This is a genomic window from Streptomyces sp. NPDC006711 (assembly GCF_042869775.1).
GTDB lineage: Bacteria > Actinomycetota > Actinomycetes > Streptomycetales > Streptomycetaceae > Streptomyces.
The window spans coordinates 18,112-42,839 of the sequence record NZ_JBIAGO010000034.1; the positions used below are offsets into that span (position 1 = coordinate 18,112).

Below are 24,728 nucleotides of genomic sequence, written 5' to 3' on the forward strand. Positions count from 1 at the left end.
CGGCGGGCGCGACAACTACAGGCGGGACGCAGGACCGCACCGACCCAGGATGGTTCAGGTGCGGTATCCGCGGTCGAAGTCGGCTTCCCGCCGACGCTCTTCCTCTTCGAGGACGTCGAGGCTGTGCAGGGCGTCGGCGGCGAAAGCGCGGACAGCGGCGGTCGGGTCTGTGCGCAGCGGGGACAATGCCTCCCGGCGGGGCTGAAGTGCATCAGGAAGATCGGTTGTCATACCGGGCAGGACGACACCCGCCAGCAGGGCGTCTTTAGTGGCTGCGTCGACGCCTGCGGACAGAAGCACCGAGATGATCTCTGCCCACAGCGGATCCTGCCATGAGTGCTGGACGGCGGCCGCGGCCTGCCGACGCTGGGCTGGTGCCCCGGACGCCCACTGCCGCAGGATGTCGGCCCAGGCCGAAGTTCCGTTACCGAGCACCGTCAGAACCCCAGCGGCCGTCAGATCGACACGGGCACTGACTCCCGCCGCAGCGCGGGCTTCCCCCATCCTCCGTTGGAAGGCGATGACGAGCCGTTCGCGCGCCGACGGAGGGAGCTTCTCGAGTGACCGCTTCCAAGCGAGCGGGAGGCCGGATCTGCCGTCGACGGCCAGCAGCTGCCCGGATGCGACGGCGGCGAACTCCTCCGGCAGGGAGGAGGCGATCTCGGCGGCACCGTAGGCCGTGTCCTCGTCGAAGTCGACGGTCGCGGCAATCTGATCGGACTCGCTGAACCGACGGCGCAGCCCATCCGCGTACTTCGCGGCGACGGCGGTATCGATGCGAAGGCTGCTTTTGCGCGCCTCCTGGAGCAAGAAACCGATCACCTCGAGCGTGGTGGGAAGAGCCGGGGCAGGGCACTGCTCCGCCAGCAAGGCAAGGACGGCCATGCGTTGGGCGAGCGGCTGATTGCACGCGACCAAATGCCACGTCAGGCTCCCCGCCAAGCGGGCCGCGCCCTCACCCCCTGCCGCCGAGGCAGCCTGCAGGATCAAGTCGAACAGGCGGGGCTCGCGCGCTGGGTGCTCGTGGGCGAAAGACAGCGCCGCAGCGGCCAGACGCGGATCGCCCACCCGTTCCTCCATCCAGGACCACACGGCATCGGGGTGACGCTGTGCGAGTCCCGCCAGCAGAGCATCTTCGCCGGCCATCGGCGCCTGGGCTATCCGCTCGAACGCCGGCTGGGGATCCGGGGCCGCAGCTCCGACCGCCCGAGTGAAGGCAGGAAGCGCGCTGACTGCTACGCCCGTGACATTCGGGCCGGTCTCCTCCAGCAGCCGGAGCGCCTCCGGCAGATCCATCTCGATGCCGAGTTGCTGTGCGGCGCGCTGCTGATCTTCAAGCGCCTCACGCCAGGGAGCGTGGCTGCGCAGTGGCTGCAGCACAAGGAGACGGCCAAGTCGGGTGTCCGCGAGTGCCACGGCTGCCACCCCATCCCCGGCTTCCGCTGCTCCGGCAAGGGAACAAGGCCGGGGGTCAGGTCCCAGCACAGCCTGGGCTGCGCTGCGCCTCACCGCCACAGGAAGCGAGTCCCACCGCGCGGCGATCTGTTCGCCGAACTCTCCCGCCGCGATGTCCAATACGGCGACCGCATGGCTGGCCAGGGGCACGCCGGAGAACGCCATCGGCCGCGCTCCTTCGCCCCGCAACTGACCGGGCAGGGAGACGAGCGTGTGCAGTACGGGCAAGCCTTCACCACTGCGCATTGTGGGTTCGTCCAGCAGCGGGGCGAGCAGCATGAGCGCCTCGCGCAACAGGGTGAGGGTTTCGGGGCGGTCAGGCAGCACAGTGGCGTGCAGGGAGATGGTGCTCGCTGACTCGGGTGTGCCGCCAGTGCTCTCCACAGTCAGGCGCAGCAGCGGCTGGAGGGCTCCCAGAAGCACGCGCGCCAGGCTGAGGGGGCCACGGATGGCGCTCTCCCCAGCGTCCAGCTCCTGCGGAGGGTAGGCAGCCCGGTCCCGGTGCCACCGGGCGATGACCCGCAGGACCTCGCGACGCCGCTCAAACAGTGCGTCAAACTGCTGCGGCAGGGCGTGGGTCGGCGCGGAGCACCACTGCCCGATGGCACGCAGAACCCCCTCGCGCCGGTCAGAGTTTTCCACGTGGAGGGCCGGTTCCATCAACCAGGCCACATCGAGCAGCAGGCTGACCGGACTGGGTACCGCATCGAGCCCGATGCGGTGGGCGAGCTGAGCGAACCGCTCGCCCAAGTGCTGCAGACCGTACCGGTAGTGGGCAACCGGGTCTCCGCCGTCCAGCAAGCGGGGTGCAGGATCCGGCGGCCACCGCTTCACCAACATCTCGTGCAGGTCCGCGAAGATAGTGGGGGCGGCCACGGCCACTTCACCGGCCAGTCCGACCACAGTCGCCCACTCGCCCAGATGCGCCTCGGACGGCAGCAGCGCGCGGACAGCCGCAGCCAGCCGAGCACCCACCACATGGTCTGCCCGGTCGTGTGCTGCCTGGGCCAGGACGTTCAGCTGAGGACCGAGCCGGGACGCACCGAATTCCAGGTGTCGGCCAGCGGACGTGACGGACTGCCCGTCCAGCTCGAGCCCGGCCATTCCCGCCACTGCTTGCAGCACCCGGTCCACGTCCAGCCGGACCCGGGCGTGAGGATCGAGCGCGTCGGCGAGGAGAACCGGGGCAAGCAGGGCAGGGCGCACCGAGTACGGCGAAGAATCGGCCAGCCCGGCATCGGCCAGCTCATCCAGCAGGACGGACAACCGGTGCGGCTCCGGCGGAAGCGTCGACACCGCACCAGCCAGCACGGCGAGATCCTCCCCACTGGTGACCGTGCCCAGCACCGCCAGCGCCACCGCCGCGGCCCGGTGCTCCTGTGCGGGGTCGTCGGCCGGTAGACGCCTCCCGACGGTGACCCGCAGCAGATCGGCCGCGCTCGGCCAGTCGAACCGGTTTGCGGCAAGCCCCGCTTCACAGGCTGCATGAGCGATGAGCGGGTTGCCCTGAGCCATATTGATGACGGTTTCACGGAAGGCCGGATTCGTGATCCCCCGCCCGGTGACAAGCGCGTCGATGCCTCCTCTGTCCAGGGAACGAAGCGGGACGACAGCACCGCCCCAGCGTTCGATGTTCCAGCGCTGCAGCACCCCCAGGTGACGGCCGGGCCGCACCGTCAGGACAAGACGCACGCGGTCGAAACGGCCGTCGTGCAGGAGCGCGGGAAGTCCGCTCAGATCCGGGGCGCGGTCGGCATCGTCAATGAGAACAACCAGGGGAGCATCGACCGGTGCTTCCGTGAACGCGCCGGCCTCCAACGACACACCGGTGGGCGCGACGAGAACCGCAGACACCGACTTCGACGCCTCGATCGCCAGACGGGTTTTTCCGACCCCACCCGCACCCTCCACCACCACGACCCGCGCTGCCGGATTCGTGTCAGCCAATGCCGCTCTGAGCGCCTGCATCTCCGCCTCGCGTCCCACCAAGGGCGCGGTCATCCCGGGCACCGACACGGACAGGGCGTCGATGTACTGCGCCCACGTCGACAGCCTGCGCGGAGCCCGCGGAAGCACACCGAGCTCGAGCTCGGCCACCCACCGCAAGCCGTCTGTTTCCAGTTCGGTGACCAGTTCGGCCAGAGTGACGATTTCCACATCAACGCCGTACTCTGTGCGTGCTTTCTGTCTCCACCTCTCCTTGGTGATCTCGTTGGTCGAGCGGTTCATCACGTAGATCGCTTTGGCCCGCCTGCTGTGCTTGGCGTTCTTCACCAGCTCGGACTTCAGCTTGTCCGTCCACCGTTGCTGCAGACTCGCCCACAGCACGACTTGGTCGTTCTCGCCGAACAAGGGACGGCCGAACGCATCCCGACCCACATCCCCCGTGGAACTGGTGATTCGCAGTTGCGGAAAACGAACCCGCAGCACATGCAACGCCACCCGCTCGAAGACCTGATCGTTCTCGAGCTCCTGCAGGGCGGCTCTCGCAGTCTCGTACACGGGTGACTCCGCAAACGTAAGAGGGCTGTACGCACGGCCACCTCTGCCGCACCGCAACGCCATCATCGCGCCACAACGGCACAGGCGTAACCCGGACGCCAACCTGGGCACCATGCGGACAGCCACCCAGCATCAGCCCGGGTGACGCACCGGAATCCCTGTCACCCACCGCATGCAGAACGGCCGCACCGGCCGCCCGCTGTCCACAGACGGCCCCGGGCAGGCTCTGAGGCCATGAACACCAGTTCGCCGGGCATCGCCCGCACCAACAGGAAGGCGCCGCGCTGCGAGCGCCATGATGCCTTCCTCCATCCGGAGGAGCAGGCCGAGTTGGCCGCGCGGTTCCCGGCCGGCTACCAGGCGCAGATGGCATTCCTCCTGGCCGCCTACACCCGCAACGCGTCCGTGGTCGCCGCGCTCTTGGGCACCCGCGCACGTACGGTGCACCGTCACTGCCGCGGGTGGTCGCTGCCTCCCGGGCCCCGGCTGCGCCGGGCCCTGCGCCGCCGTGTCCTGGACCTCGTGTGCCCGCGGTGTCTGTCCGACCGCGCGGTCGAAGAGGCACGTCAGGCGAGGCGGGACGCCCGGCGCGCGGCCCGCCGGATTCCGCGTGAACAAGACGGTCCGTATCGCTGACCTGCAGGCCTGAGGAGAGACCCGTAGCAAGGGCCCGCGCGAGCAGGGTGATGAAGCTTCTGTGCATCATTGAAAGCAATTCGCTGATATTCATGCGTAATTTGCATCGACTCGGATACAATGAGGGCGTGGGATTGACCTTGGAAGAGTCGTTGCGGCTGACGGTGGCCGCGTTGATGCAGGTGACGGGTGACTCGCAGCGGTCGGTCGCGGCAGTGCTGGGGCTGACGCAGACGCAGGTGTCGCGCCGGCAGTCGGGTGCCGTTTCGTGGAGCCTGCGCGACGTGGATGTCCTGGCCGAGCACTACGGCATCGGCGCCCTGGACCTGCTTGCGGGTCCGACCAGAGCATGCGAGGCGCTGCCCGCCGACCGGCACCGTTCCGTCCGGGCCGAGACGAAGGGGGCGAGCCGGTGAGTGACTTCGACGCGATCGACTCGCTCCTCGACGCCGTCGGCCCGCAGGCCGAACTCCCGCCCTGCCAGGTACGCCGCGAGCTGCGGGAGCGAGCCCGGCTGTCCAAGGCGCAGGTAGCCCGTGCGCTCGGGGTGAGCCCGTCCACCCTCAGTGGATGGGAGAACGGCCGGGACCCGGCCGGTGAGGTCCGCACCAAGTACGCGTATCTGCTGGACGGGCTGAACGCCAAGCTCACCACCGAGACCGAAACCACCACGGCGGAGCCGGTTGAGGAGCCGTCCGCGGCATCAGGCACTGCTGCGGCGGCCGTCGCCTCTACGCCGTCGACGGAACCCGGCCAGGACGAGGACGAGGTGGAGTCGCTCGCCGTGCCCGAGCCGTGTGTGCTGTGCGGGCGTCCGGCCCAGCAGCGTGTGGCGGGGTTCGCTCAGCATCTGGACCCCTCCGGCTGCCAGGCAGCCCCTGCACAAACCCCGAAGCCCTCGCCCACCGCGCCATCTGCCCGGGCCCAAGTGCCGCGTACGGCCCGCCCGCCCCGTCCGGCCGGCGGTAAAGACACGGTCCCGCGCGGGTGGGAGTTCCAGGAGCCATCCGGGCCGGCCGGCTTGATCCACGAAGCGGTGCACGCCGTGCTCGCCGAGCACCAGGGCGATGTTGAGGCCGCGAGCGCCGTACTGCTGAAGCGGGCGATCCCGGACGCGATGCGCCTGCTGGACGAGACCCGTAAGGGCGCCCGCTACGACGTGATCGCCCACCCCTGGATCCCCGACATCCTCAAGAAGCAGTCCTCCAGGGGCGCCGACCAGATCTGGGAGGCCCGCCCCAAGTGGACGCGGACCGAACTGCCGCCCGGGAAGCACGAGGTCACCGCGCTCGACATCAACGGTGCCTACCTCTCGGCCCTCAAGACCCACCTCCCGCTCGGCCAGCTGGAACACTCCACGGGCTTCGCACACGACCGGCGCCGCGCCGGAGTCCACCTGATCACCCCGCCCGCCTGGGAGCACGACGCGGTGCTGCCCAACCCGATCGGCCAGCGCGACGAACCAGGACCCCTGTGGGTCACCGAACCGACCCTGCGCCTGCTGCTGCGCCTGTCCGGCCCGAAGCACCGCCTGTGCGAGCCGCCCGAGATCCACGAGTCCTACACCTCGGGCGCCACCGAGAACCTCCTGGAGAAGTTCCGGATCGCCCTCAAGGACGCCCGCGACACCGCGATCGCTGACGGCGACGGGCTGACGCTGGAGTACGTGAAGGCGATGTACTCCAAGTTCGTCTCCACGATGGGGGAGTCGAACTACAACCGGGAGCTCTACCGCCCGGACTGGATGCACATCATCCGCTCCCAGGCCTTCGCCAACCTCTGGATGAAGGCACTCAAGGCCTACGACGCGGGACTGCCCGTCGTGCGGGCGATGGGCACCGACGAGCTCCACGTCATCGGAGACTGGCGCCGTGTCTTCCCTGAAGGCCGCGGTGTTACCGAGGTCAAGGTCAAAGACACGTACACCGCCGGAACCGATGCCGAAGCCAGCACGGGGGAGATGCAGTAGATGCCGGAGAAGAACATCGACTTCGGGAAGTTCGGCGCGAGCGGGATCAAGGGCAGCGAAGCCGTCGCTCGCCAGCTCGACTGGCTCGCCGCTCACATCGCCACCCCGGTGACCGCCAGGCGTGGCCTGATGGCACGCCTGTACTACCTGACGACGTCGGACAGGGCCTGGCAGGCGGCCAAGGACGCCGGACTGACCGTGAGCGACCGGACGCTGAAGGCATGGATGCAGGGCACCCGCCGTCCCTCGAAGGCCAACCTGGAACGCATCGACACCGCCTACCGGGCGGTGCGGCGCCGCAACGTCGCCCGCCACCTCACCGCCCGCCTCAACCGCAAGGGCCGCGGCACTCGCGTGGAGATCCACCCCCTCGACCAGTCCGGCGTGCCGCGCCCGCTCCAGCGGGTCGTGGCACACCGGACGATGAACGTGCGCCGCTGGGACAAGATCGTCGCGTCCTGGGCGGCCAGCGACCACCAGGGCCTGGACGACGCCTGGACCGCCGATGTCCTGCCCGACCTGGGCTCCCAGTGGGGCCAGTACGAGTACGTCAAAAACATCGGCTTCGCCGCGTAGCAGCCTGCGCCCGGCAAAAGGGGTCTCCAGCACCCGCCGCCCTGACGTCCGGCGGTGCTCACCGGCGCGGGGTGGAGCAACTCGGTAGCTCGCCGGGCTCATAGCCCAGAGGTCTTCTCCGAACTACCGCTCGAAGCAGCGAGAAGCGCTGCTTGCGGCCGCCTCTGGATCTACCCTTGGTTCCAGGACCGGCCGAGGCAACCTCGGCGCTCGCCGCTTCTGGAGGGCTATGCCAACGGCAACACCCATTCCGCTATCGCCCGACGTCATCGAATACGTACGGGGTGTCTTTTTCGACGTGAACGAACGCGTAACGGCGAGGCTCGACCGCATGCCGACCGTGCATGAGGAGACCCTCGACTTCGCATTCGTAGACGCAGTCGCCGAAGCGCAGGGCCCTCATCTGTTGCCATCCGGTACCCTCGTCGATATTGATGTTCACTTTGTTGGCGGTGGCCGACATTGGGATCGGTGGGAAGTTGCCGATATCGGCTTCATCGTCACTTTCCGACTCGATAACACTCTCCTACGTACCAAGGTGGTGCTACTGCAGAGCAAGCGCCTCTATCCCAGGGAATCTGAATTTATCGAGGATGAAGGGATCACTCGCCCTGGCGGTTTCGGATCGCTGATGCGCCCTTCGCTCCCCGCCTCTCTGGGGTCACGTACGTTTCGGTTTGACGAGGCTTGCCGATACAAAGCCCTTCGGGTGGGCGACACCCAGTGGCAAGCGATTTCGCACTATGAAAAAGAGTACAATCTCCCCGTTCGTTATCTGCTGTATCACCCTCACTCGATACCGACGCAAGCATCCATCCCGGTAGCTATCCCGCTGGAGCGTCCGATTGCTCCACCAGATGTGGGGGCGCGCGTACTCTCAGGAGAGGCCCTTCGGCTACTTACTCGTGAATTTTCACGGAATTATGCCCCTTCTTATGGGGAGCTGCGAGATGGGCACGGACAAGTGGGCTATCGTCTTCCCGAATTCGTGGTTGACAGAGTGCTATCTTGTCTCGATGGCTACGTAGTCGACGACGCAACGGAAAATGAGGGACTGCGACGCGTCTTCAGTCAGCGAGGTGCCCCCATTGCTGCGGCGGTGCGCATGGACATCAACCTGCCCGGATAATCTCAGAACCATACGGTTCTGAGCCCCCGCTCGGATGTGGCCTACATGTCGGCGGCTGCCATGCCCAACTGCCAGGTCAGGCACGAGCGTTGGCTCACCGGACCGGTCTGGGACGCGATTCGGCCGTGCCCCACCCCAAGCACCAGCCCGCTTCCGCCCGCCGGACCGGACGGCGCGGGCAGCCCCCTATGGTGGCGCCCCAGCCACATCAGCAGCGCCTGACGCCCTTCAGTCACGTCCACTCCCCACCCGGCCATCAACTGCTCCACGCCCGCAAGCCATCGGGACCGGTCCGCCGCGTCCCGCCGCCCCGCCCGTTCGAAGTCCACCATGGCGTGCGCAAGTTCCGCGGCCTCCGGGTAGATCACCAGCGGGGCCGCCCGCATCTCCCGCGCGTCCAGCCCAGTCGTCCAGGCCCGCCGCACCCAGCACACGGTGTCCGGCATTCGCGTCCACCAGTACACCGCCACCTGGAAGGCATCGGCGAACAACTCCTCGCCGGCCGGCCCCCACCGTTCGGCCAGCTGCTGCCGCACCTGGTGCGCCGTCACCGTCTCGGGCAGCTCGGCCAGCTGCACGAAGTCCGGACCGCGGCCGCGGGAGTCGTCCGACCAGTAACCGTGTCGCACGCAGACCTGCCAGCTGTCCGGCGACACCAGCCACACCGTCTCACCGACACCCAGGGCATCAGCGCACAGCGGGCAGTACCGCACGAGGTGCCCCGCCACAGGCTCCCAGCGCCACCTCCACTGCGCCGCCTCTTCGCCTGGCAGCAGGTGCTCCGCGCCCAGGCTGGGCAGATCCTGCTGCAGAAGACCAGCCGCACGGTCAGCAAGGACAGCCAGATAGCGCAGCCCCGCCTCGTTCACATACATTTCGGTGGACTGCGGGTACTTCTCCACCCGCTCGGGATACGCGGATGCCTCGCCCTGCCCGACGCGGTCGAGGAAAGCAGCCAGGCTCAGGCCGTTGGCGTGCGCGAGCCGGTTCACGAACGACCCCGTCGACTCACCCGCCACCGGCCCCACACGCAGCGGCAGCGGCCAGCGAGGCCCGTACAGACCGGGAACGTCCAGCACCGCTGCCCTTCCGCCGAAGCCGTCACCAAGAATCACCGTGACCGGCCCGCCAGCAGGCGGTCAAGAACACCGACACTCGTTCAGGTGAACCACGGCGAACGCCCAGCCACGGCCTCGCACACTCCTTCCACCCTGTGAACCAGGCGCCTGTGCACACCGTCACCCGGGGGAGGACCATGGCCACGACGACACGCATCCGCCCGGACACGACCGCCCCCGCCCCCGCGACCGCCTCGCGCCTGAAGACCCGCCTGCGCGGAGGCCAGCAAATCGCCGTCGACACCTCCGCGAGCAGCTTCATCGAGGGCTACCGCCGTGTCAGCGTCTACATGGCCACCGGCACCGGAAAGACCCTGGTGGCCCTGCACGTCGTCCAGGAAACCGCACCCGAAGGCGCCTCCCTGGTGGCAGTCCCCTCCCTGCGACTCCTTGAGCAGACCGCCGCGAAATGGCACAGCGAAGGACGTCCCGGCCGCTACCTCGGTGTCTGTTCCTCAAGCCACCCGGCAGACCCGTACCTGGCTGGCGTCCTCACCATGGTCAACACCGCCGACGACCTGGCCTGGCAGGCAGCCGACACCCCAGGACCGCTCAACGTGTTCTGCACCTACGACTCCCTGGACAAGGTCGTCGAAGCCCACCGCGACTTCCACCTGCCCCGCTGGGACGTCGTGGTCGCCGACGAAGCCCACCGCACCGCCGGTGACTACGACAAGCCCTGGGCCCGCATCCACCACGACGACAAGCTGCCCGCCCGCCACCGTCTCTACATGACCGCGACGCCCCGTGTCTTCGACGAGAAGAAAGCCCGCGAAAAGGGCATCAACGCGGACACCGTCATCGCCTCCATGGACGACGTGAGCATCTACGGGCCCGTCGTCTACCGCATCTCCCTGAGAGAGGCGATCGACGAGGGGCTCCTCGCCGACTACCGCATCGCCGGCGTCGTGATCAGAGACGAAGACCTGCGGGGCCTCCTCAACCGGCTCCCCGCACACACCTGGACCGGCGAAGCCTTGCGCGCCGCAGCCGCCCAAGTCGCCCTGCTGGTCGCCCAGCACCGCTACGACCTGCGCCGCACGCTGACCTTCCACCCCTGCATCGCCGCCGCGGACGTCTTCGCCGAAACACTCCACGAGACCGCGGCCCTCATGCCCCCGGCCTACCACACGCCCATGCAGGTCGGCACCGTCAGCTCCAGGCAGACCCCCTTCGAACGCCACAAGAACTACACCGACTTCGCCTCCGCGCCCCTCAACACCCCCGCCTCACAGCAGCCGCCCCGCCGGGCCGTCCTCACCAACTGCCGCTGCTGCGCCGAAGGCGTCGACATCCCCGCCATCGACTCCCTGCTCTTCGCCCACCCCAAGACCAGCAGCATCGACATCATCCAGTCCATCGGACGCGCACTGCGCCAGACCCCAGGCGACAACAAGATCTCCACCATCGTCATCCCCATCTACATGGCACCTGGCGAAACCCTCGAGGAAGCCGTCAAGAAAACCGCCTTCCACCTGATCTACCGGGTCCTCATCGACCTCGACGTCTACGACGAGCACACCTTCCACCTCGTCGACCACTTCCGGTACCCGGGCGACCCCACCGCCATCCCCCAGATCGCCCCGCGCCCGGAACGTGCCGACGAGATCATCCCGATCCTCGACCTGAACGATGTCATGGCCCCCAACCGCGTATGGGAGGCCGCCTTCGAGGTCGCCACAGACTTCTACCTCCAAAACGGCCACCTCGACGTCCCCAGCCGCTGCCTCCACGACGGCCGCTTCTACCTCGGCTGGTGGATCGGCGCACAGCGCTCCATGTGCAAGAACGGCCTGCTCCTGCCCGAACGCATCGCAGCACTGGACACCCTCGGCATGATCTGGGAGCACCCCCCGCACAGCATCGAGCGCAAACTCCTCATCGCCCGCGACTACGTCGCCCGCCACGGACACCTCGCACCCCGGTGGGCCGAACACCACCAAGGCATGCACCTGGGCCGCTGGCTCGCCGACAGCCGAAAGGAAGCCAACAGCCGCCGCCTGCCCCACTGCTACCAGCGGGCCCTGAACGAGATCTACCCCTGGTGGAACGCCAAAGGCAGACCCGAATGGAAACGCACCTACGCCCGCGCCCACGCGGCCGCACGCGACAACACCCTGGTCTTCCCCGGACCGCACCAACTCACCGGCGCCGCCCCTGTGCTGACCCAATGGCTGGCCGAGCAGATCGACAACCTCGACAAGCTCGAGGACTACCAGCGCCACCTCATGGGCGACCTCCCCATCGAGCACCCCCTGGCCCTCCTGCTGCGCCGCCCGCGCGGCGCTTCCCAACGGGCCTTCGCCCGAGGATTGAAGGCCGCCTACGCCTACCGCTGCCGCCACCATCACCTGGACGTTCCCTACAACTACACCTGCGAAGACGGCTTCGCCTTGGGAAGGTGGCTCGCGGAGAAACGGCGATTTCCGCAGGCCCTCTCGCGAGAACAACTGGACGCCCTGGAAGCCCTCGACATGCGCTGGATCTCACGCCACCGGCACCGCACACCCTGAACCGCCGACCAACCGGCAGACCACGGGACCACGGCGCTCCGCCCCCGCATGAACAGCTGCATCGGATCCTCCCGGCAGCGCCCGCCGCCCGTCCAACAGACCCGCAACCCGAGCCCGGCTGACATCACCAGACGTACCGCAGCCCAAACCACGAAAGAACCGAACGACCTCAACCAGGAGTACGGCATCATGACGACGCCGCCCCACTCGCCCGGCCGGCTGCCTGCCTTCAACATCGGCCTCACCCACGTCACACTCCCCACCTCACAGGTACAGGTCAACCGCCTGACAGAACTCATCAACGAAGTCACTCTGGGCACCGACGTGATCGTGATCGTGGTGAGCCCCGCCACCCACCTGGCCGACACCGACGTCGATCCAAGCCGCTTCATCTGGCCGACCTGGCAGGGAGACACCATCCCCGAGGCCCACCAGAAGTGGAAGGCCGTCTTTGCTACCCAGGACCGCACCTTCAGGGGCATCTACTACGAGGGCCCCACCCTTGAAGAGACGCAGACCTTCCGCGTCCCAGCCACCGTTCTGTCCGACGCGATGTGGAAGATGACCCAGAACGAGCAGCCCTGCGCGATCCTGTGCACCGGCCTCACCGGAGACCCCTCTGCAGCCGAAATCACGACCGCCCTAAAAGAAGGAAGGCTCCAAGCAGTCCTGGTAGAAGCCCTGTTCGCCTAACCCCAGACCAGCCCCACGACATCCCCTAACGTTGCACGGACACGACCCGCAACCACCGACCCGGCCCACTCCTCCCGCAACACCACTCAGCGAAGGACACCCGACACGATGGATCCCGCCGGCCACCGCTCCATCGCGCACTGAGGATCTTGTTTCATGCCCTCCGAGGAGCCCATCGCCGAGATCACCGCCGTCACCGCCTCCCGCACCCGCCCCGCCCGGCACGCACTACGCCCGGACCAGCAGCGGGCCGTCGACAGCGCGGCACGTCACCTCGCGCGCGCACACAGCCGCGGGCACATGGTGTCGGCCTGCGGCACAGGAAAAACACTCACCGCGCTACGGACCGCCGAGGCCCTCGACGCCCGACACCTGCTGATCGCCGTGCCGAGCCTAGACCTCATCTCGCAGTGGGCCCAGGCAGCCCGCAACGACGGACGCCCAGAGCCGATGATGGCCGTCTCGTCCCTGGCTGCGGCCAAGCACCCGGTCCTGGCCGGAGCAGGCGTCCACAGCACCAACTCCCCGGAGTTCCTGGCGACCTGGCTGGCCCGGCACGAGCACGCCACCGTCCTCGTCACCCTCGACTCCCTCCCGAAGATCGAGCAAACCCTGCACACCCGCGCTCCCGTCCCTATTTTCGACCTCGTGATCGTCGACGAAGCACACCGCACCGCGGGAAGCTGGGACAAGGATTGGACCGTCCTGCACGACCACACCCGCATCCGAGCCGACCGCCGCCTCTACCTGACCGCCACCCCCTACGAATGGGACCCACCGCGCCTGACGGAAGCACCCACCACCCGCCCTCAGCCCAAGCGCACCGCAGTCACCGCCCCCGCCTGGGACGCCCCCGCTCTCGTGGCCTCCATGGCCGACACCAAAACCTTCGGCCCACGCCTGCACACCTACTCGCACGCCGACGCCATCGACGACGGCGTCCTCGCCGACTACCAACTGGTCGTCCCCACCATCACCGACACCCACCTGCGCACCGTCCTCGCCACCCCCGACGTCCACTCCGGCTTCGGACCGGCCGCCCGCCGTACCACCGCACTGCACTTGGCGGTCCTCAAGGCGATGACCGAACACGACCTCCATCACGTGATCGTGTACTTCCAGCAGGTCGCCGACGCCACCGACTTCGCCCGCCAGTTCCCCCACACACTGCGCACCCTCACCGACGACCAGCGCCCCCCGTGGGCGGACGACCTGGTCGTCCAGTCGATCAACGGCACCCACAGCCCCGGCCAGCGCCACGACATCCTCACGGACTTCGCCGGCGCAGACCGCGCCGTCCTGACCAACGCCCAGGTCCTGGGGGAGGGCGTCGACCTGCCCGCCGTCGACGCCGTCGTCTTCGCCGACCGCACCGCCAGCGTCCGCCGCATCGTCCAGGCCCTCGGCCGCGCCCTGCGTAAACCCCCCACCCAGGCCACGAAGACCGCCAGCCTCGTCGTCCCCGCCTACATCCCCCGCGGCGCCGACCCCACCGACCTCCTGGGCACCCCCTACGAAGCTCTCTGGCTCGTCACCGCAGCCCTACGCCACCACGACCAGACCATCGCCGCCCGCGCTCCCCGCACCACCACCAAACGCCGCCTCGAACACAGCACCCGCACACTCCTGGCCCGCCGCTTCCGTTTCGACTTCACCCTTGACCCCGACAGCATCGCCCGGGCCATGGACCTGATCGCCTGGCCCGCCGACGCCGCTGCTCTCTCCGCCCCCCGCCGGGCGGGCCTGGCGGCCGCGACCCGCTTCCATGCCGAACACCGCCACCTGCGCGTGCCCGCCGACTATGAGGACGCCTACGGATACCGGCTCGGCGCCTTCGTCACCGGCCAGCGCACCGCCCGCAGGCAGGGTCTCCTCACCGACGACTGGGTCGCCGAACTCGATGCGCTCGACATGATCTGGGACGACCACGAAGCCGCCTGGCAGGGCAACCTCACCACCGTCACCGCCTTCCACGCCGAGCACGGCCACCTCGCCATCCCCGAACACCTGCCCGGAGGCCGCTTCCTCGTCGTCCAGCGCGCCCTCGCCCGCGAGAACCGCCTTGACCCGGGCCGCCTCGCTCGGCTCGCCGCCCTCGACCCCGACTGGACCCTCCCGCACGGCCCCGACTGGCACCGCAAATACCACCTCCTGCGACGCCACATCGAAGCCGGCTACAGCCCAGGCACGCTGCACCGCGGCACAGTGATCGACGACGTGAAGATGGGAAGCTGGCTGCACCGCCAGCTCTCCATCTGGGACCGCCTCGCCCCCGCCCAACGCGACCTCCTCACCCGCCTGCAGCTGACCCCCGCCACCCCCCTGCCGCCCGTGAAGCGGGCGAGCCCGCCCGCGGCGAAGCGGATCCGCCGTTCCTTCGAACAGAACGCGCAGCTCCTGCGGCTCTTCGTCGAGCACTGGAACCGCCCGCCCGGCGCACGGGAATGGATCGACGTCGACGAAGAACGCATCATGATCGGACCGTGGCTGTGCAAAGCCCGCACACGACGCAACACCCACCAACTCACTCAGGAACAGGACGACTTGATGGCGCAGATCCTCCAGGCGGACTGGACCGCCCCCACAACCGAGTAACAGCGCCCGGCCCGAAGCCGACGACTACCCCGTTCGAGCACGAGCTTCCCGTGCAAGGCATGGAAGGAAGGCCGGGCTGAGGGGCAGCGCACAGGAACAGAACCACAAGCCGACACCTGCGGTCACTGACAGGCTCCGCGACCGCACGACGGACCGCCCGCCCGGCTCGTGACGGTCAACACGTCGAGACCCGCATGACGCCGAGCGAACGCGAGCCTCTGACCGCCGGCGAGGGCACAACGTCTTCGCCGACCGCACCCGGCGCCACCTGCCCGTTGCGGCACACCGCCCTACATACCCCACCTACGCCGACGGCGGAGCGGTGATCTGCATGTTCCTTCTGCCGAGCTGCCATCGGCCGGGCGCTGCCTGGTGGAAGGCGGGGAAGCGGTGCAACAGCCGCCGCAGCCCCTCCATCTGCCGACGGTGCGGTTCCTGCACCGAAGCCGGGAGCGCGGCGAGGATGTCGGTGCGTGTCATCGGCTCAGGCGAACGGGCGAGCAGACGCGCGACCCGCGACAACAGGTCATCCCCACCAGTGCCACGCCGCGCCTGGGCCCATTCACGCCCGTGCACCTCGTGCTGGACGAACGGCTCGCCCAGGATCTTGAAGGCCTCCGCTCCGAACCGGACGAGCTTTGTGCGGGTATCGCTGGAGAACCGGCTGCGGTTGCGGTACGCGTAGACGCCGGCGGCGGTGACCGCCGCTGCGGCGGCCACCGGGTGGGCCCGTGCGATCCGGACCGCTCCGGCCAGGCCGTATCCGGCTGCCACGATGGTGGCGGTGCTGCCCTCCATGCCCGCCTCCGCTCTGCCGATCCTCCCCAGCACACCTCGTACCGCTTCCCAGTTCGGGACGGCGACACCCTGGCGGATCAGGTCACGGTCAGATGCAAAGAGGACGACGGGGGCGAGTACGCCGGCAAGCTGGAGGATGCCGACGTCACTCAGGTCCTCGTGGGCGAGCTTGTCGGCGGCCGGCGTCATGGGCAGCCCGTTCACGCAGACGACGTGCAGCACAGGCACGTACTGCTGCCACCACAGCCGCTCTGCCCGGACGAGATCGAAGCTGCCGCCCTCACGCTTGCGGTCGGCCAGCACCCGGGGCACCTCCGCCCACACGTAGTGCGGGATGAACCCGCGCAGCGTCCCGTGCTGCATTCCGGCGAGGATCGAGGACGGCTGCCCCCGCTTCAGCGCCGCGGTGATGTCCTGGGTGAGCACCGAGGTGTCGAAGACTCCGGGCCGGAAGCCGCCGGGCAACGGCAGGGGATAGGCACTGCTATACATGACGGGAGCGTAGGCCCTTCACAGGGCCCTGGCTCACAGGTTTTCCGCGATGGCAGCACCCAACCGGGGCGCGATGTCAGTGGGGCAGGCCATCATCGGAGAATGCCCCAGAAGAAGCCCCTCCCGCCGACCTACCAAGACCGCCTCCTTGAGCAGCTCGGCGCGCTGGAGCGGGATTCTACGGTTACGGCGGGCTGAAGCTGATCCGCCGCTCGGACCTGCGGCAGATGGGCGAGGCCGTCGACGTGCTGGCCACGCTGCCGGCCGATGCGAGTTCACCGCCGACACCGCCCGGATCAACCAGTCCCCGTATCACGCCTGGAAGGCGGGTTTCCGCGAGTGCGCGATGCTCTCGCGCGGCAGCGGGTGCGGAATGGACGACGCCGAAGCGGCCGAGCGGATCGCCGTCTGGACCGGTGGCGAGGGTGAGTTCGCCCAGTTCGCCGCTTGGAGATACGCGGAGAATGTCGTAACTAGGAGGATTCCCCGGCTTTGGGGGAGGGGGGAATGCTTGATCGTTGATCTTGTGAAGTGGTTCGTGTTCTGCCTTCCGGGGTGAGCGTGTGCTGTTGGTGGGGCGGCGGCTGTCGCGTCCCAGCGCGGAGGGAACCTTGTGATCACGCGGTGGCAGGGGGGAAGCGGATAGGGGCTCTGGCGCGCGTGCAGCCACTGCACGCCCCCGGGAGCGAGGCAAGGTGGACGAAGTCGGCGTTGTCAGTGGTGCCTGGGACAGTGGGGGTATGCCCAGCGATGCGGAGCGAGTCTTCGAAGACGCGGTGAGGACCGGCCGCGAGAACGCCCATACCGTGGAAATGGCCCGGCGTCACTGTCTGAACATGACGTTCACCGAGTTCGGTGGCCGGGGGTGGGCTGAGGGAACCACCGGGTTGCCGATCAACATGCGGCAGGTGGGCTGTCTGGTGGCTCATGGCGGTGCCAGCGGGAATCTGGCCTGGATCGCCGGAGAGTTCTATGCGGAGCACTGCGTGGGGTGTGTTCATCGCCGTCCCACGGGGGATGTGCCGAATCTTGCCACGATGATGGAGGAGCAGAAGGAAGCCGCAGCCAGGGCCGAGGAGGCCGAGCGTGCTGAAACGGCACGCCGGCGCCACGAGTGGGAGCAGCGTGTCGAGCACCGCCGTGGTGCGCAGACGTCCTCGGATACGGCGATGGCGAGTGCTCTCGACGATATCGGGGTCCTGGACCGGGAGCCTGGTGTCGAGCGGGACGGCGAGGCATTCGATGGTGCGCTGCGGCGGTTGACCGCGCTGGCGGAGCGGGCACCGGAGACCTTCAGCGTCGCGGTGATCGAGCTGGCCCTGGTGCTGGTGGCCGAGGTGCGCCTCTCGGCGTTGCTGACGCCGCTGCGTCATGTGGCCCGCGTCCGTGGCGAGTACGCCGCGGACGTCTTGGAGGCGGCTCTGAATGCCTTGAGGCGCGGCCCTGTTGAGGAGGCCGGCCGCTGTGTGACCGACCTGCTGACCCCCAACGACGCCGGTCGGCTCGACGAGGCAGTGATCCGGTCCCTGGTGTATCTGGCCGAGCCGCGGACCCGGCGTTTCGGGGTCTACGAAGGCGGAACCGGAGACGCGAGTGCTCTGCGCGCGGCGGCGGGAGCGGCCCCCAGGGCCGTGGCCGCGGTGCTCGCCGGCATGCTGCCCGCTCCCCGGCCGCCCGAGTCGCTTGTGCTGCCTGCCGGAGTGGGGCCGACACCCCGGACGCCAAGCGAGGCCGAGACCGATCGGCGCGCTGCCGCGGCCGCCGTGAGGGCTCTGGCGTTCACACACGCGGACGTGGCGGGCCAGCTGGTGCCGCCCATGCTGCTGAACCTGGGCGTCGACGACGGCCATCACGACGACCCCGCGCCGGTGGGCACCATCCAGCAGGCCCTGGCCGCACTGCTCGTCTTGGAGGTGGGCGATGTCCCTGCCCACCTCGAGCGGGCCGGCCGAGCCGCCGCGGACACCGTGCGCAGGCGCCTGTTCGGGGCCCTGGAACAAGCAGGCCGCCTCATCGACCCCGAGGACAGGTTCCGGACCGCCAGCGATCCCCAGCCCGATGAGAGCCGGCAGCGGGCCGTCTTCGAATACCTGCTCTCCACCTGCCTGACCCGTATCGGAGGCGACTGGGGCGACGACGTACGCGTCCCGGCCGCAATCCTGACCGAACAGCTGGCCCAAACCCACCCCGCCTGGGCCCAGCCGCACCTCACCGCTCTGCTGGGCACGGCCCTGACCGCCATCGACACCCTGGAGTCGGCGGACACCGCCCCCGCCCCGCTCCTGGCCACCCCCGAAACAGCTTCGCCGGAGCTGCGGTTCCTCGACCGGATGACCTACCGCCAGTCGCTCGCCTCCAGCATTGGCAGACTCCTCGACGCTCTCGAACACATCGCCGCCCTCGACGCGACGGCCGTGAGCAGCGCAGTCATCGACACCATCGCCGACGAACGCGACAGCCAGCGCCAGCAGGTCATCGTGGCCCAACTGCTGCCGCTGCTGGGAAAACTCGGCCGACGCCACGGCGACCACCCCGGCCTCCTGCGGCTGCTCCTCCCCCTGCTGTACACCTACGTCGTCGACTCCGACGTCGCCTCCCGGTCGGCCGCGCTGAGCGCCTGGGCGCAGATCGGCGCAGCCCACCGTCTGCCCTCCAGCCTGTCCGACCTCCTGCCGGCCCTGCTCGCCGATCCCTACCTCGGTGTCATCGACGGTGTTCTAGATACCGCCATGAGGCTGGAATGGAGCCCCCAGGACACCGCCGCGCTGCTGGCCTACGCCCTGTTTGTCTGCGAACACGTCGACGCCGACCGATTCCCGGACACCGTCAAGAAAGCCATGGCCGCCGCCTCCAGGCTCTCCCGGAGCAGCGAAACCCTCAGGGCCCGCACGGAACAGACGATTCTCGGGCGCGCCGCCGACCTGGACCGCTACCACCTGCGCGACGCCCTGAGCCGTGACTGGCTGCCCCAGACCGTCACCACCGTGGCCATGGCAACACTGCGCCTGCGCCAGGTACGCGACCCGGCGATCAACGACCGTTTCAACGCTCACGACAACCGGGAACTGTGCGCGCTGCTGGAGTGCGGGCCGGGCCTGGCCGGCCTGCCGGTTGCGGACCTGCGCGCGGCCGCCCTGGAACTCGGGCCGCACGGTGTGCCCGGCGCGGCCGAATACGCCGAAGTCGCCTGGCGGGCAGCCCGCCCCTCTGACGCCGCAGCCGTGATGAATACTGTCCTCGACCGGCTCCCGGACCAGCCCGCTTTCGCCGTCCACCGGGCGATGGCTTCGCTGGTCGCCGCTGCGGCCGCGTTCGACGCAGCCGCAGCGGCCCGGGGCGACACGGGTGCGGCCGCGCTTGCGCTGACGCACGCCGCTCAAGCCATCACAGGGGAGGGCCGCGCCCATGCTCTGGCGGAACAGGCCCGCATCCGTGTCACAGTCCGCAGCCTTCTCGCGGGCCGTGAACTGGTGCCGGTCGGCGGCCCGGACCAGTACGACGCAGACCAGCGCCGCAGCCGTTGCGGCGACGACCCGGCCGCGCTGCGCGCCCGCGCAACCCGGCTGCACACCGCGGCCAAGACGCTCACCGACCAGGCTCAGGAGGTGACGGCCACCGCTGCCTACGTGCGGTGCTTCGCCAAGCTCTGTGAGGTGGCCGCCTTCCTGATCAAGCTCGACGCGGCCGAACTCGACGCCGACACGACCGAGATGACCGCACTTGCCACCGCGGCCCGGCGGCGCGCAGCCGCCCTCACCGCAGAGCTTCAAGAGCGGTTCACGGACACTGACCCGCTGGCCGGAGAGCTGACGGCCGCCCTGGAACGGGTGCAGGCTCTCACCGGCGCCGACGGTGTCGCGGACCTCCTCGCCGACTGGGCCGCTCTGCCCCTGCCGCTGGTGATCGCCCACGGCCCGCGCCGCACACGCCGCGCCTCCCGCGCCACGGCCGCAGACAACGCCCAACCTGCCGGGCCCGCGGAGGACGAATCGACCGTCGCCGTCGCCCTGGCCAGCGTCGACGGACGCCTTATCACCGGCCCGCAGGTCCTGCGCCCCTCGACGGTCTATGAACTCCGCCTGGACGTACGCACCGGCCCCTGGCCGGAGTGGGCCGAGACTCTCGAGGCCGAACTCCTCAGCCATCTCACCCCCAGCGAGGCGGAAACGCCCTCCTACTTCTGGCCGCGCCCACCGCGCCCGGACGACCCGGTGACATTGAGCGCCACCGGCACGCTCATCCTCCGCTTCGGCCTCCCCGCCGGCAGCCCGGCCCCACCGTTCTCGGTCAATCTGCGCTGGCGCGGCAGCCGGGACGGCAAACCGGTCACCCAGAACCTCGACGTCGCCGGACACCGCCAGATCCGCTGCCGACCCTTCGACGCCTCACGCGACTTCCTGACCAACTTCCCCGTCTTCGACGAACGGCTGCTCGCCCTCTACGAACGTCTCCACCACGCTGGCTATGACGAAGACCAGCTCCAGGCCTTCTGCCGCCTGTTCACCGCCATCTGCCGCACCGGGCTCACCATGACGTGGAACAAGCAGTACAAACGCGGCAGCCACGTGACCGAACGCAAATTCCACGACGACCTCTACAAGGAACTGCTGGCAGAGCCGGAACTCGGCGGCCGCCTGGAGCGCGGCAGCCCCCTCGCGCTCGGCTACCTCGATGTCCGCCACGACGGCATCACCGCCGAACTGAAGGTGGAACGCAAAACCCCGGTCACCGAGCAGAGCGCCCCCAAGTACATGGGGCAGCCCACCCAGTACGCAGCCGCCGACGGCGCACGCCTGTCGATCCTGTGCATCCTGGACATGAGCCGCAAGACATCCCCCGTCGGCGTCCCGGAGAACTACCTCTTCACCCTCCAGCCGGCGCTCCACGGCCTGACCAACCCCGAGGCGCCGTCCCTCGTCGCGGCCATCGTCGTCAACGGCAACCTGCCGACCCCCAGCACCTGGTCGCGCCGCAGAACACCCACACAGCCCGACTCCTCGCCCTGAATACGCCCGGCACTGCCTTAGGAAAGTCGGGCGATCAGAAGGCCATCAGGGCGGCGGGTTTTACTGACGCTAGCGGCCTTCCTCTTCGGCCGGCGGGTCCACTGATGACTGCGCGGCCGCCGCCCAGTCCTCAGGGTGCGAGACCGGCAGCAGCCGAAACTGCTGTGCATGCGTGCTGTCGTACGGGGTGGCGGCCGCCTTCATCCGGGTGTGGTCGTTGATGAGCAGCATCTCGATCACGCGTGCGGCCGTTTGCAGGTCGTCCGCAGAGCGAGAAGGGAGCCGGGGCGAAGCGGTTTCTGCTCGTGGAGCAGACGCATACTCCCCACAGCTCCCCGGGGCCAGAACCTGAGGATGAGAGATCCGGCGATCTGCAAGCCTTTAGGCTTCCTTCCGCAGACGAGAACATGCCGGGCTGGGGGGAACGTGGCAAAGACCGCGCAGCTGTCGTCGTTGAGCGAGCAGCTGGTTGGCATCGGTTTCGAGCGACTTGGCCAGAGGACGCCGACCGTGCTGAGCAGTTCTGTATTCGCGGGGGAGTTGCCCTTCGGCGCGCCGAAGGGCTGGAAGAGCGTGCGCGAGCCGTCATGGGAACAACTGGCCACGCGCTCCGAAGAGATCCTTGCCGAGGGGCCGCTGCTTCTGGTGCCGACGTGGGAGCGCGAGGCGACACCGGACAAGCGCCGTCCAGCGCGTCCCTCCGACTACTTTGCCGAGGTTCTGGCCGCGTGCGTTCCGCCGTCATCTGACGCCGTGATGGCAGTGCTGCTGCCGGCGCAGGCGTGGGAGTCCGATCAGCCCTGGTACGCCGAGATGCGAACGAAGGTGGCCGAGCGCTGGGACACCCAGCTCGTCGTCTACAGCCCGGGCGCGCTGACCCAGCTTCACTGGAGCGCGACATCGGTCCTCGTCTTCCTGCGGGCCCGGGCACAGACCAGACCGGTGCTCAAGGTCTTCCAGGTCCCGCGCCGCTCCGATGACGCAGACGTCGTCAAGGACTTCGAGCGACTGCTGGCCCGTCAGGGCGGCAGGACAGAACACGGCTACGTGCTACGGGAACCGCCCGGCCCGCACCAGGGCCTGTACTTTGACCGCTTTGACCCACACGTTCTTCAACGCCGCGAGGACCTGGCCGGCTTCGGCGCGGTCAACGCGCTCGGTGATCTCTTCACTTTCCACCGCACCGCTTTCAGCGAGGCGGCCCTGAAGAGACACAACCAGCTGACGTCACCGAAGGACCCCAGCGCTGTACGCATGGTCAAGCCGCGTGACATCGGCCGAGACGGCACCATCGCCCCGCCGTCGGAGGAGACCCTGTGGGCGAGCATTCCCCCAGAACTGCAACTCGCCGCCGGGGACCTCGTGATCCGCCGCATGGTCGCCCCGGTCACGGTCCCCCCGTACGGCTTCTTCACCGCCGAAGTCACCGACGAACACCTCCCTGCCGCCGCATCCGACCACGTGGTGGTCCTACGGCCCATCAAGCCGCTCTCCAGGCCGCAGACCCGCCTGATCACCATGTTCCTGCGCACCCCGCTCGCTCTGACGCTGGCCGGGCCACGACTGGCCATCACCAGCATGGAAACGCTGTTCAAGCTGCCTGTTCCGCAGCCCGATGAGGCGCTGACCAAAGCCCTTGACGAACTGACGTCCGCCAAGCAGCAGTTCAAACGGTGGGAGCAAGAAGCCGACTCCGTGATCGAGTCCGTCTTCCTGGAAAAGACCGCGGCCCTGGCACGCGTCCGCGTCATCGACTCCGGCCGCGCCCTGCGGCTACGCGTCGAAGCAGCCTCACTGCTCGACGACCTCGGCCACAGCGTCCGCACCCGCTTCCCCTACCCGATCGCCTACCGCTGGCGCGAGACCGAAGCCCGGATCAGCGCCGGTGACGACCACGCCGCCTACGCCGCGATCCTGGACACCGCCGAGGAACTCCTCTGCTACGTCGCCCAACTCGTCCTCGCCCTCACCCACGCCCGGCAGATCACGCTCGGGGCGGTGACGGCGATCCGGGACAAGCTCGCCGGCGGACGCAGCGGCCCGGGTTTCGGCGACTGGGCCAACGTACTCAACGAAGCCGCGACCAGCCGGCAGCTCAACAACCTCCCCGAAGCCCACCCCCTCAACGACATCCGGACCCTGCTGGCGCACCAGGACGCCGAGAAAGCCCGCCAAGCCCTCAGCGAGCGCCGCAACAACCAGGCCCACCTGCGGCGCGTCGACCCGATCGACCTGCCCCACGCCATCGACGTCGCGTTCGCCGACCTGACCCTCCTGGTCGAACGGGCCAGATTCCTCGCTGACCTGGCCCTGCTGGAAATCACCAATGTCCGTTGGGACGCTTTTGCCCGCACGGCGCACGTGGAATACCGGGAACTGGCCGGAGACCACCCCGTCGTCCCCACCCGCACCACGACCTACCCCAGCAACGACCTGGAGACGAACAGCCTCTACCTCCGCGACACCGACGGCGCACTGCACCTGCTGCGCCCGTTCCTGATCGGCCGAGACTGCCCAACCTGCCGCACCTGGTCCACTTTCCACGCCGACCGCGCCCCCAAGGACGCCGTGATCTTCAAGAGCCTCGAACACGGCCACACGCTCAACGACACGTCTCCCGACACCCGCCGCCTGCTGGGGCAGATCGGCCTGACGTGAAGTGCTGTGCATCACGAACGCCCTAGTGAGAATGCCCCAAGGCGGACAGCAGGCCAGCGAGCTCGTCCCGACGCTCGGTCAAGTGCCGCTGCAGAGCGGCAAGCTGAGTCACCGTGGACAGTTGCCGTACTTGTCCGACAGGCGCAACCAGCCCGGCCCCTCAGAGCATCAACGGATCGTTTGTCCGGAGACTGGCGTACCCATCGTGATCGCTTCGCGGCATCGAGAGCAGGATGACGAGTTCTCATAAACTCGAATAGTTTTTTGCTTCCTAATGAAGCCATCCGAGGACCCGTCACCTCTTTCAAGCGCCGGGATCCCCCTGACACGTAGCCAGCCAGAAGGTGTCCCGCGGAGCGGGGCATCTTCTCTGATATACCGTCACAGTCCCATGAGCTGAAGAGAATCAACGAGACAAGGTGCGAGAGGAACACCGATCGCGGAGCGATCGGGTTCCTCTCGCACCGACCTATCACCGCGCTCCACGGAGTGGAGTGCCCGGCCCACGGAGTGGGCCGGGCAGCTGCGGAGCAGCTGCCTCCCGCTGCGTAGCAGCGGCGCGTCGTGTCTGCGGAGCAGACCGCGCGC

Annotated in this window: 15 protein-coding genes; 11 read left to right on the forward strand and 4 right to left on the reverse strand. The window is 68.6% G+C overall.

Translation table 11 applies throughout. From position 1 onward, the window contains the following. Positions 1-54: 54 nt before the first annotated feature. On the reverse strand, positions 55-3,957 hold the full coding sequence (locus ACFYM2_RS34220) for a hypothetical protein (protein ID WP_388841709.1): 3,903 nt from the start codon (positions 3,955-3,957) through the stop codon (positions 55-57). 234 nt (positions 3,958-4,191) lie between these two features. On the opposite strand from ACFYM2_RS34220, the gene ACFYM2_RS34225 reads away from it, so the two are divergent. The 5 genes from ACFYM2_RS34225 to ACFYM2_RS34245 all read left to right on the forward strand — a co-directional run bounded on the left by ACFYM2_RS34225 (position 4,192) and on the right by ACFYM2_RS34245 (position 8,267). Then, positions 4,192-4,593: a hypothetical protein gene (locus ACFYM2_RS34225; RefSeq protein ID WP_388841712.1), complete on the forward strand. Its 402-nt coding sequence runs from the start codon at positions 4,192-4,194 to the stop codon at positions 4,591-4,593. 128 nt (positions 4,594-4,721) lie between these two features. Further along, positions 4,722-5,009, forward strand: a complete 288-nt coding sequence (locus ACFYM2_RS34230) for a helix-turn-helix domain-containing protein (protein ID WP_356865570.1) — start codon at positions 4,722-4,724, stop codon at positions 5,007-5,009. After that, on the forward strand, positions 5,006-6,562 hold the full coding sequence (locus tag ACFYM2_RS34235; RefSeq protein ID WP_388841715.1) for a helix-turn-helix domain-containing protein: 1,557 nt from the start codon (positions 5,006-5,008) through the stop codon (positions 6,560-6,562). The genes ACFYM2_RS34230 and ACFYM2_RS34235 overlap by 4 nt, the downstream gene beginning before the upstream one ends. Beyond that, entirely contained in the window at positions 6,563-7,138 is a 576-nt protein-coding gene (locus ACFYM2_RS34240; protein ID WP_388841718.1) for a transcriptional regulator, read from the forward strand. It begins immediately after the preceding gene. Positions 7,139-7,436: 298 nt separating this feature from the next. Then, a complete protein-coding gene (locus ACFYM2_RS34245; RefSeq protein WP_388841721.1) occupies positions 7,437-8,267 on the forward strand; it encodes a hypothetical protein in 831 nt (276 codons plus the stop codon). Positions 8,268-8,308: 41 nt separating this feature from the next. On the opposite strand, the gene ACFYM2_RS34250 is transcribed toward ACFYM2_RS34245, so the two are convergent. Then, positions 8,309-9,346, reverse strand: a complete 1,038-nt coding sequence (locus ACFYM2_RS34250; RefSeq protein WP_388841724.1) for a TniQ family protein — start codon at positions 9,344-9,346, stop codon at positions 8,309-8,311. 176 nt (positions 9,347-9,522) lie between these two features. Between ACFYM2_RS34250 and ACFYM2_RS34255 the strand changes: the two genes are divergently transcribed. The 3 genes from ACFYM2_RS34255 to ACFYM2_RS34265 all read left to right on the forward strand — a co-directional run bounded on the left by ACFYM2_RS34255 (position 9,523) and on the right by ACFYM2_RS34265 (position 15,186). Then, positions 9,523-11,898: a Helicase associated domain protein gene (locus ACFYM2_RS34255; RefSeq protein ID WP_388841727.1), complete on the forward strand. Its 2,376-nt coding sequence runs from the start codon at positions 9,523-9,525 to the stop codon at positions 11,896-11,898. A 48-nt stretch (positions 11,899-11,946) separates the two neighbouring features. Continuing rightward, on the forward strand, positions 11,947-12,591 hold the full coding sequence (locus ACFYM2_RS34260) for a hypothetical protein (RefSeq protein WP_388841730.1): 645 nt from the start codon (positions 11,947-11,949) through the stop codon (positions 12,589-12,591). Between the two features lie 156 nt (positions 12,592-12,747). After that, positions 12,748-15,186, forward strand: coding sequence for a Helicase associated domain protein (locus tag ACFYM2_RS34265; RefSeq protein WP_388841733.1), 2,439 nt, complete (start codon positions 12,748-12,750; stop codon positions 15,184-15,186). Between the two features lie 303 nt (positions 15,187-15,489). Here the strand turns inward: ACFYM2_RS34265 and ACFYM2_RS34270 are convergent, their stop codons facing one another. Continuing rightward, positions 15,490-16,476 carry a PIN domain-containing protein gene (locus ACFYM2_RS34270; RefSeq protein ID WP_388841736.1) on the reverse strand — a complete coding sequence of 329 codons (987 nt, stop codon included), beginning with the start codon at positions 16,474-16,476 and terminating at the stop codon, positions 15,490-15,492. 373 nt (positions 16,477-16,849) lie between these two features. On the opposite strand from ACFYM2_RS34270, the gene ACFYM2_RS34275 reads away from it, so the two are divergent. Together ACFYM2_RS34275 and ACFYM2_RS34280 are read left to right on the forward strand one after the other, a co-directional pair. Further along, entirely contained in the window at positions 16,850-17,035 is a 186-nt protein-coding gene (locus ACFYM2_RS34275) for a hypothetical protein (protein WP_388841739.1), read from the forward strand. A gap of 181 nt (positions 17,036-17,216) precedes the next feature. After that, positions 17,217-21,482: a hypothetical protein gene (locus ACFYM2_RS34280; protein ID WP_388841742.1), complete on the forward strand. Its 4,266-nt coding sequence runs from the start codon at positions 17,217-17,219 to the stop codon at positions 21,480-21,482. Between the two features lie 69 nt (positions 21,483-21,551). On the opposite strand, the gene ACFYM2_RS34285 is transcribed toward ACFYM2_RS34280, so the two are convergent. After that, on the reverse strand, positions 21,552-21,722 hold the full coding sequence (locus ACFYM2_RS34285; protein WP_388841745.1) for a hypothetical protein: 171 nt from the start codon (positions 21,720-21,722) through the stop codon (positions 21,552-21,554). Positions 21,723-21,908: 186 nt separating this feature from the next. On the opposite strand from ACFYM2_RS34285, the gene ACFYM2_RS34290 reads away from it, so the two are divergent. Further along, positions 21,909-24,140 carry a hypothetical protein gene (locus ACFYM2_RS34290; protein ID WP_388841748.1) on the forward strand — a complete coding sequence of 744 codons (2,232 nt, stop codon included), beginning with the start codon at positions 21,909-21,911 and terminating at the stop codon, positions 24,138-24,140. Positions 24,141-24,728: the final 588 nt, after the last annotated feature.

Excerpts from the sequence above, each read along its gene's own strand:
- ACFYM2_RS34225 (WP_388841712.1), top strand. The coding sequence starts at position 4,192 with ATGAACACCAGTTCGCCGGGCATCGCCCGCACCAACAGGAAGGCGCCG.
- ACFYM2_RS34240 (WP_388841718.1), top strand. The coding sequence starts at position 6,563 with ATGCCGGAGAAGAACATCGACTTCGGGAAGTTCGGCGCGAGCGGGATC.
- ACFYM2_RS34255 (WP_388841727.1), top strand. The coding sequence starts at position 9,523 with ATGGCCACGACGACACGCATCCGCCCGGACACGACCGCCCCCGCCCCC.
- ACFYM2_RS34260 (WP_388841730.1), top strand. The coding sequence starts at position 11,947 with ATGAACAGCTGCATCGGATCCTCCCGGCAGCGCCCGCCGCCCGTCCAA.
- ACFYM2_RS34265 (WP_388841733.1), top strand. The coding sequence starts at position 12,748 with ATGCCCTCCGAGGAGCCCATCGCCGAGATCACCGCCGTCACCGCCTCC.
- ACFYM2_RS34270 (WP_388841736.1), bottom strand. The coding sequence starts at position 16,476 with ATGTATAGCAGTGCCTATCCCCTGCCGTTGCCCGGCGGCTTCCGGCCC.
- ACFYM2_RS34275 (WP_388841739.1), top strand. The coding sequence starts at position 16,850 with ATGGACGACGCCGAAGCGGCCGAGCGGATCGCCGTCTGGACCGGTGGC.
- ACFYM2_RS34280 (WP_388841742.1), top strand. The coding sequence starts at position 17,217 with ATGCCCAGCGATGCGGAGCGAGTCTTCGAAGACGCGGTGAGGACCGGC.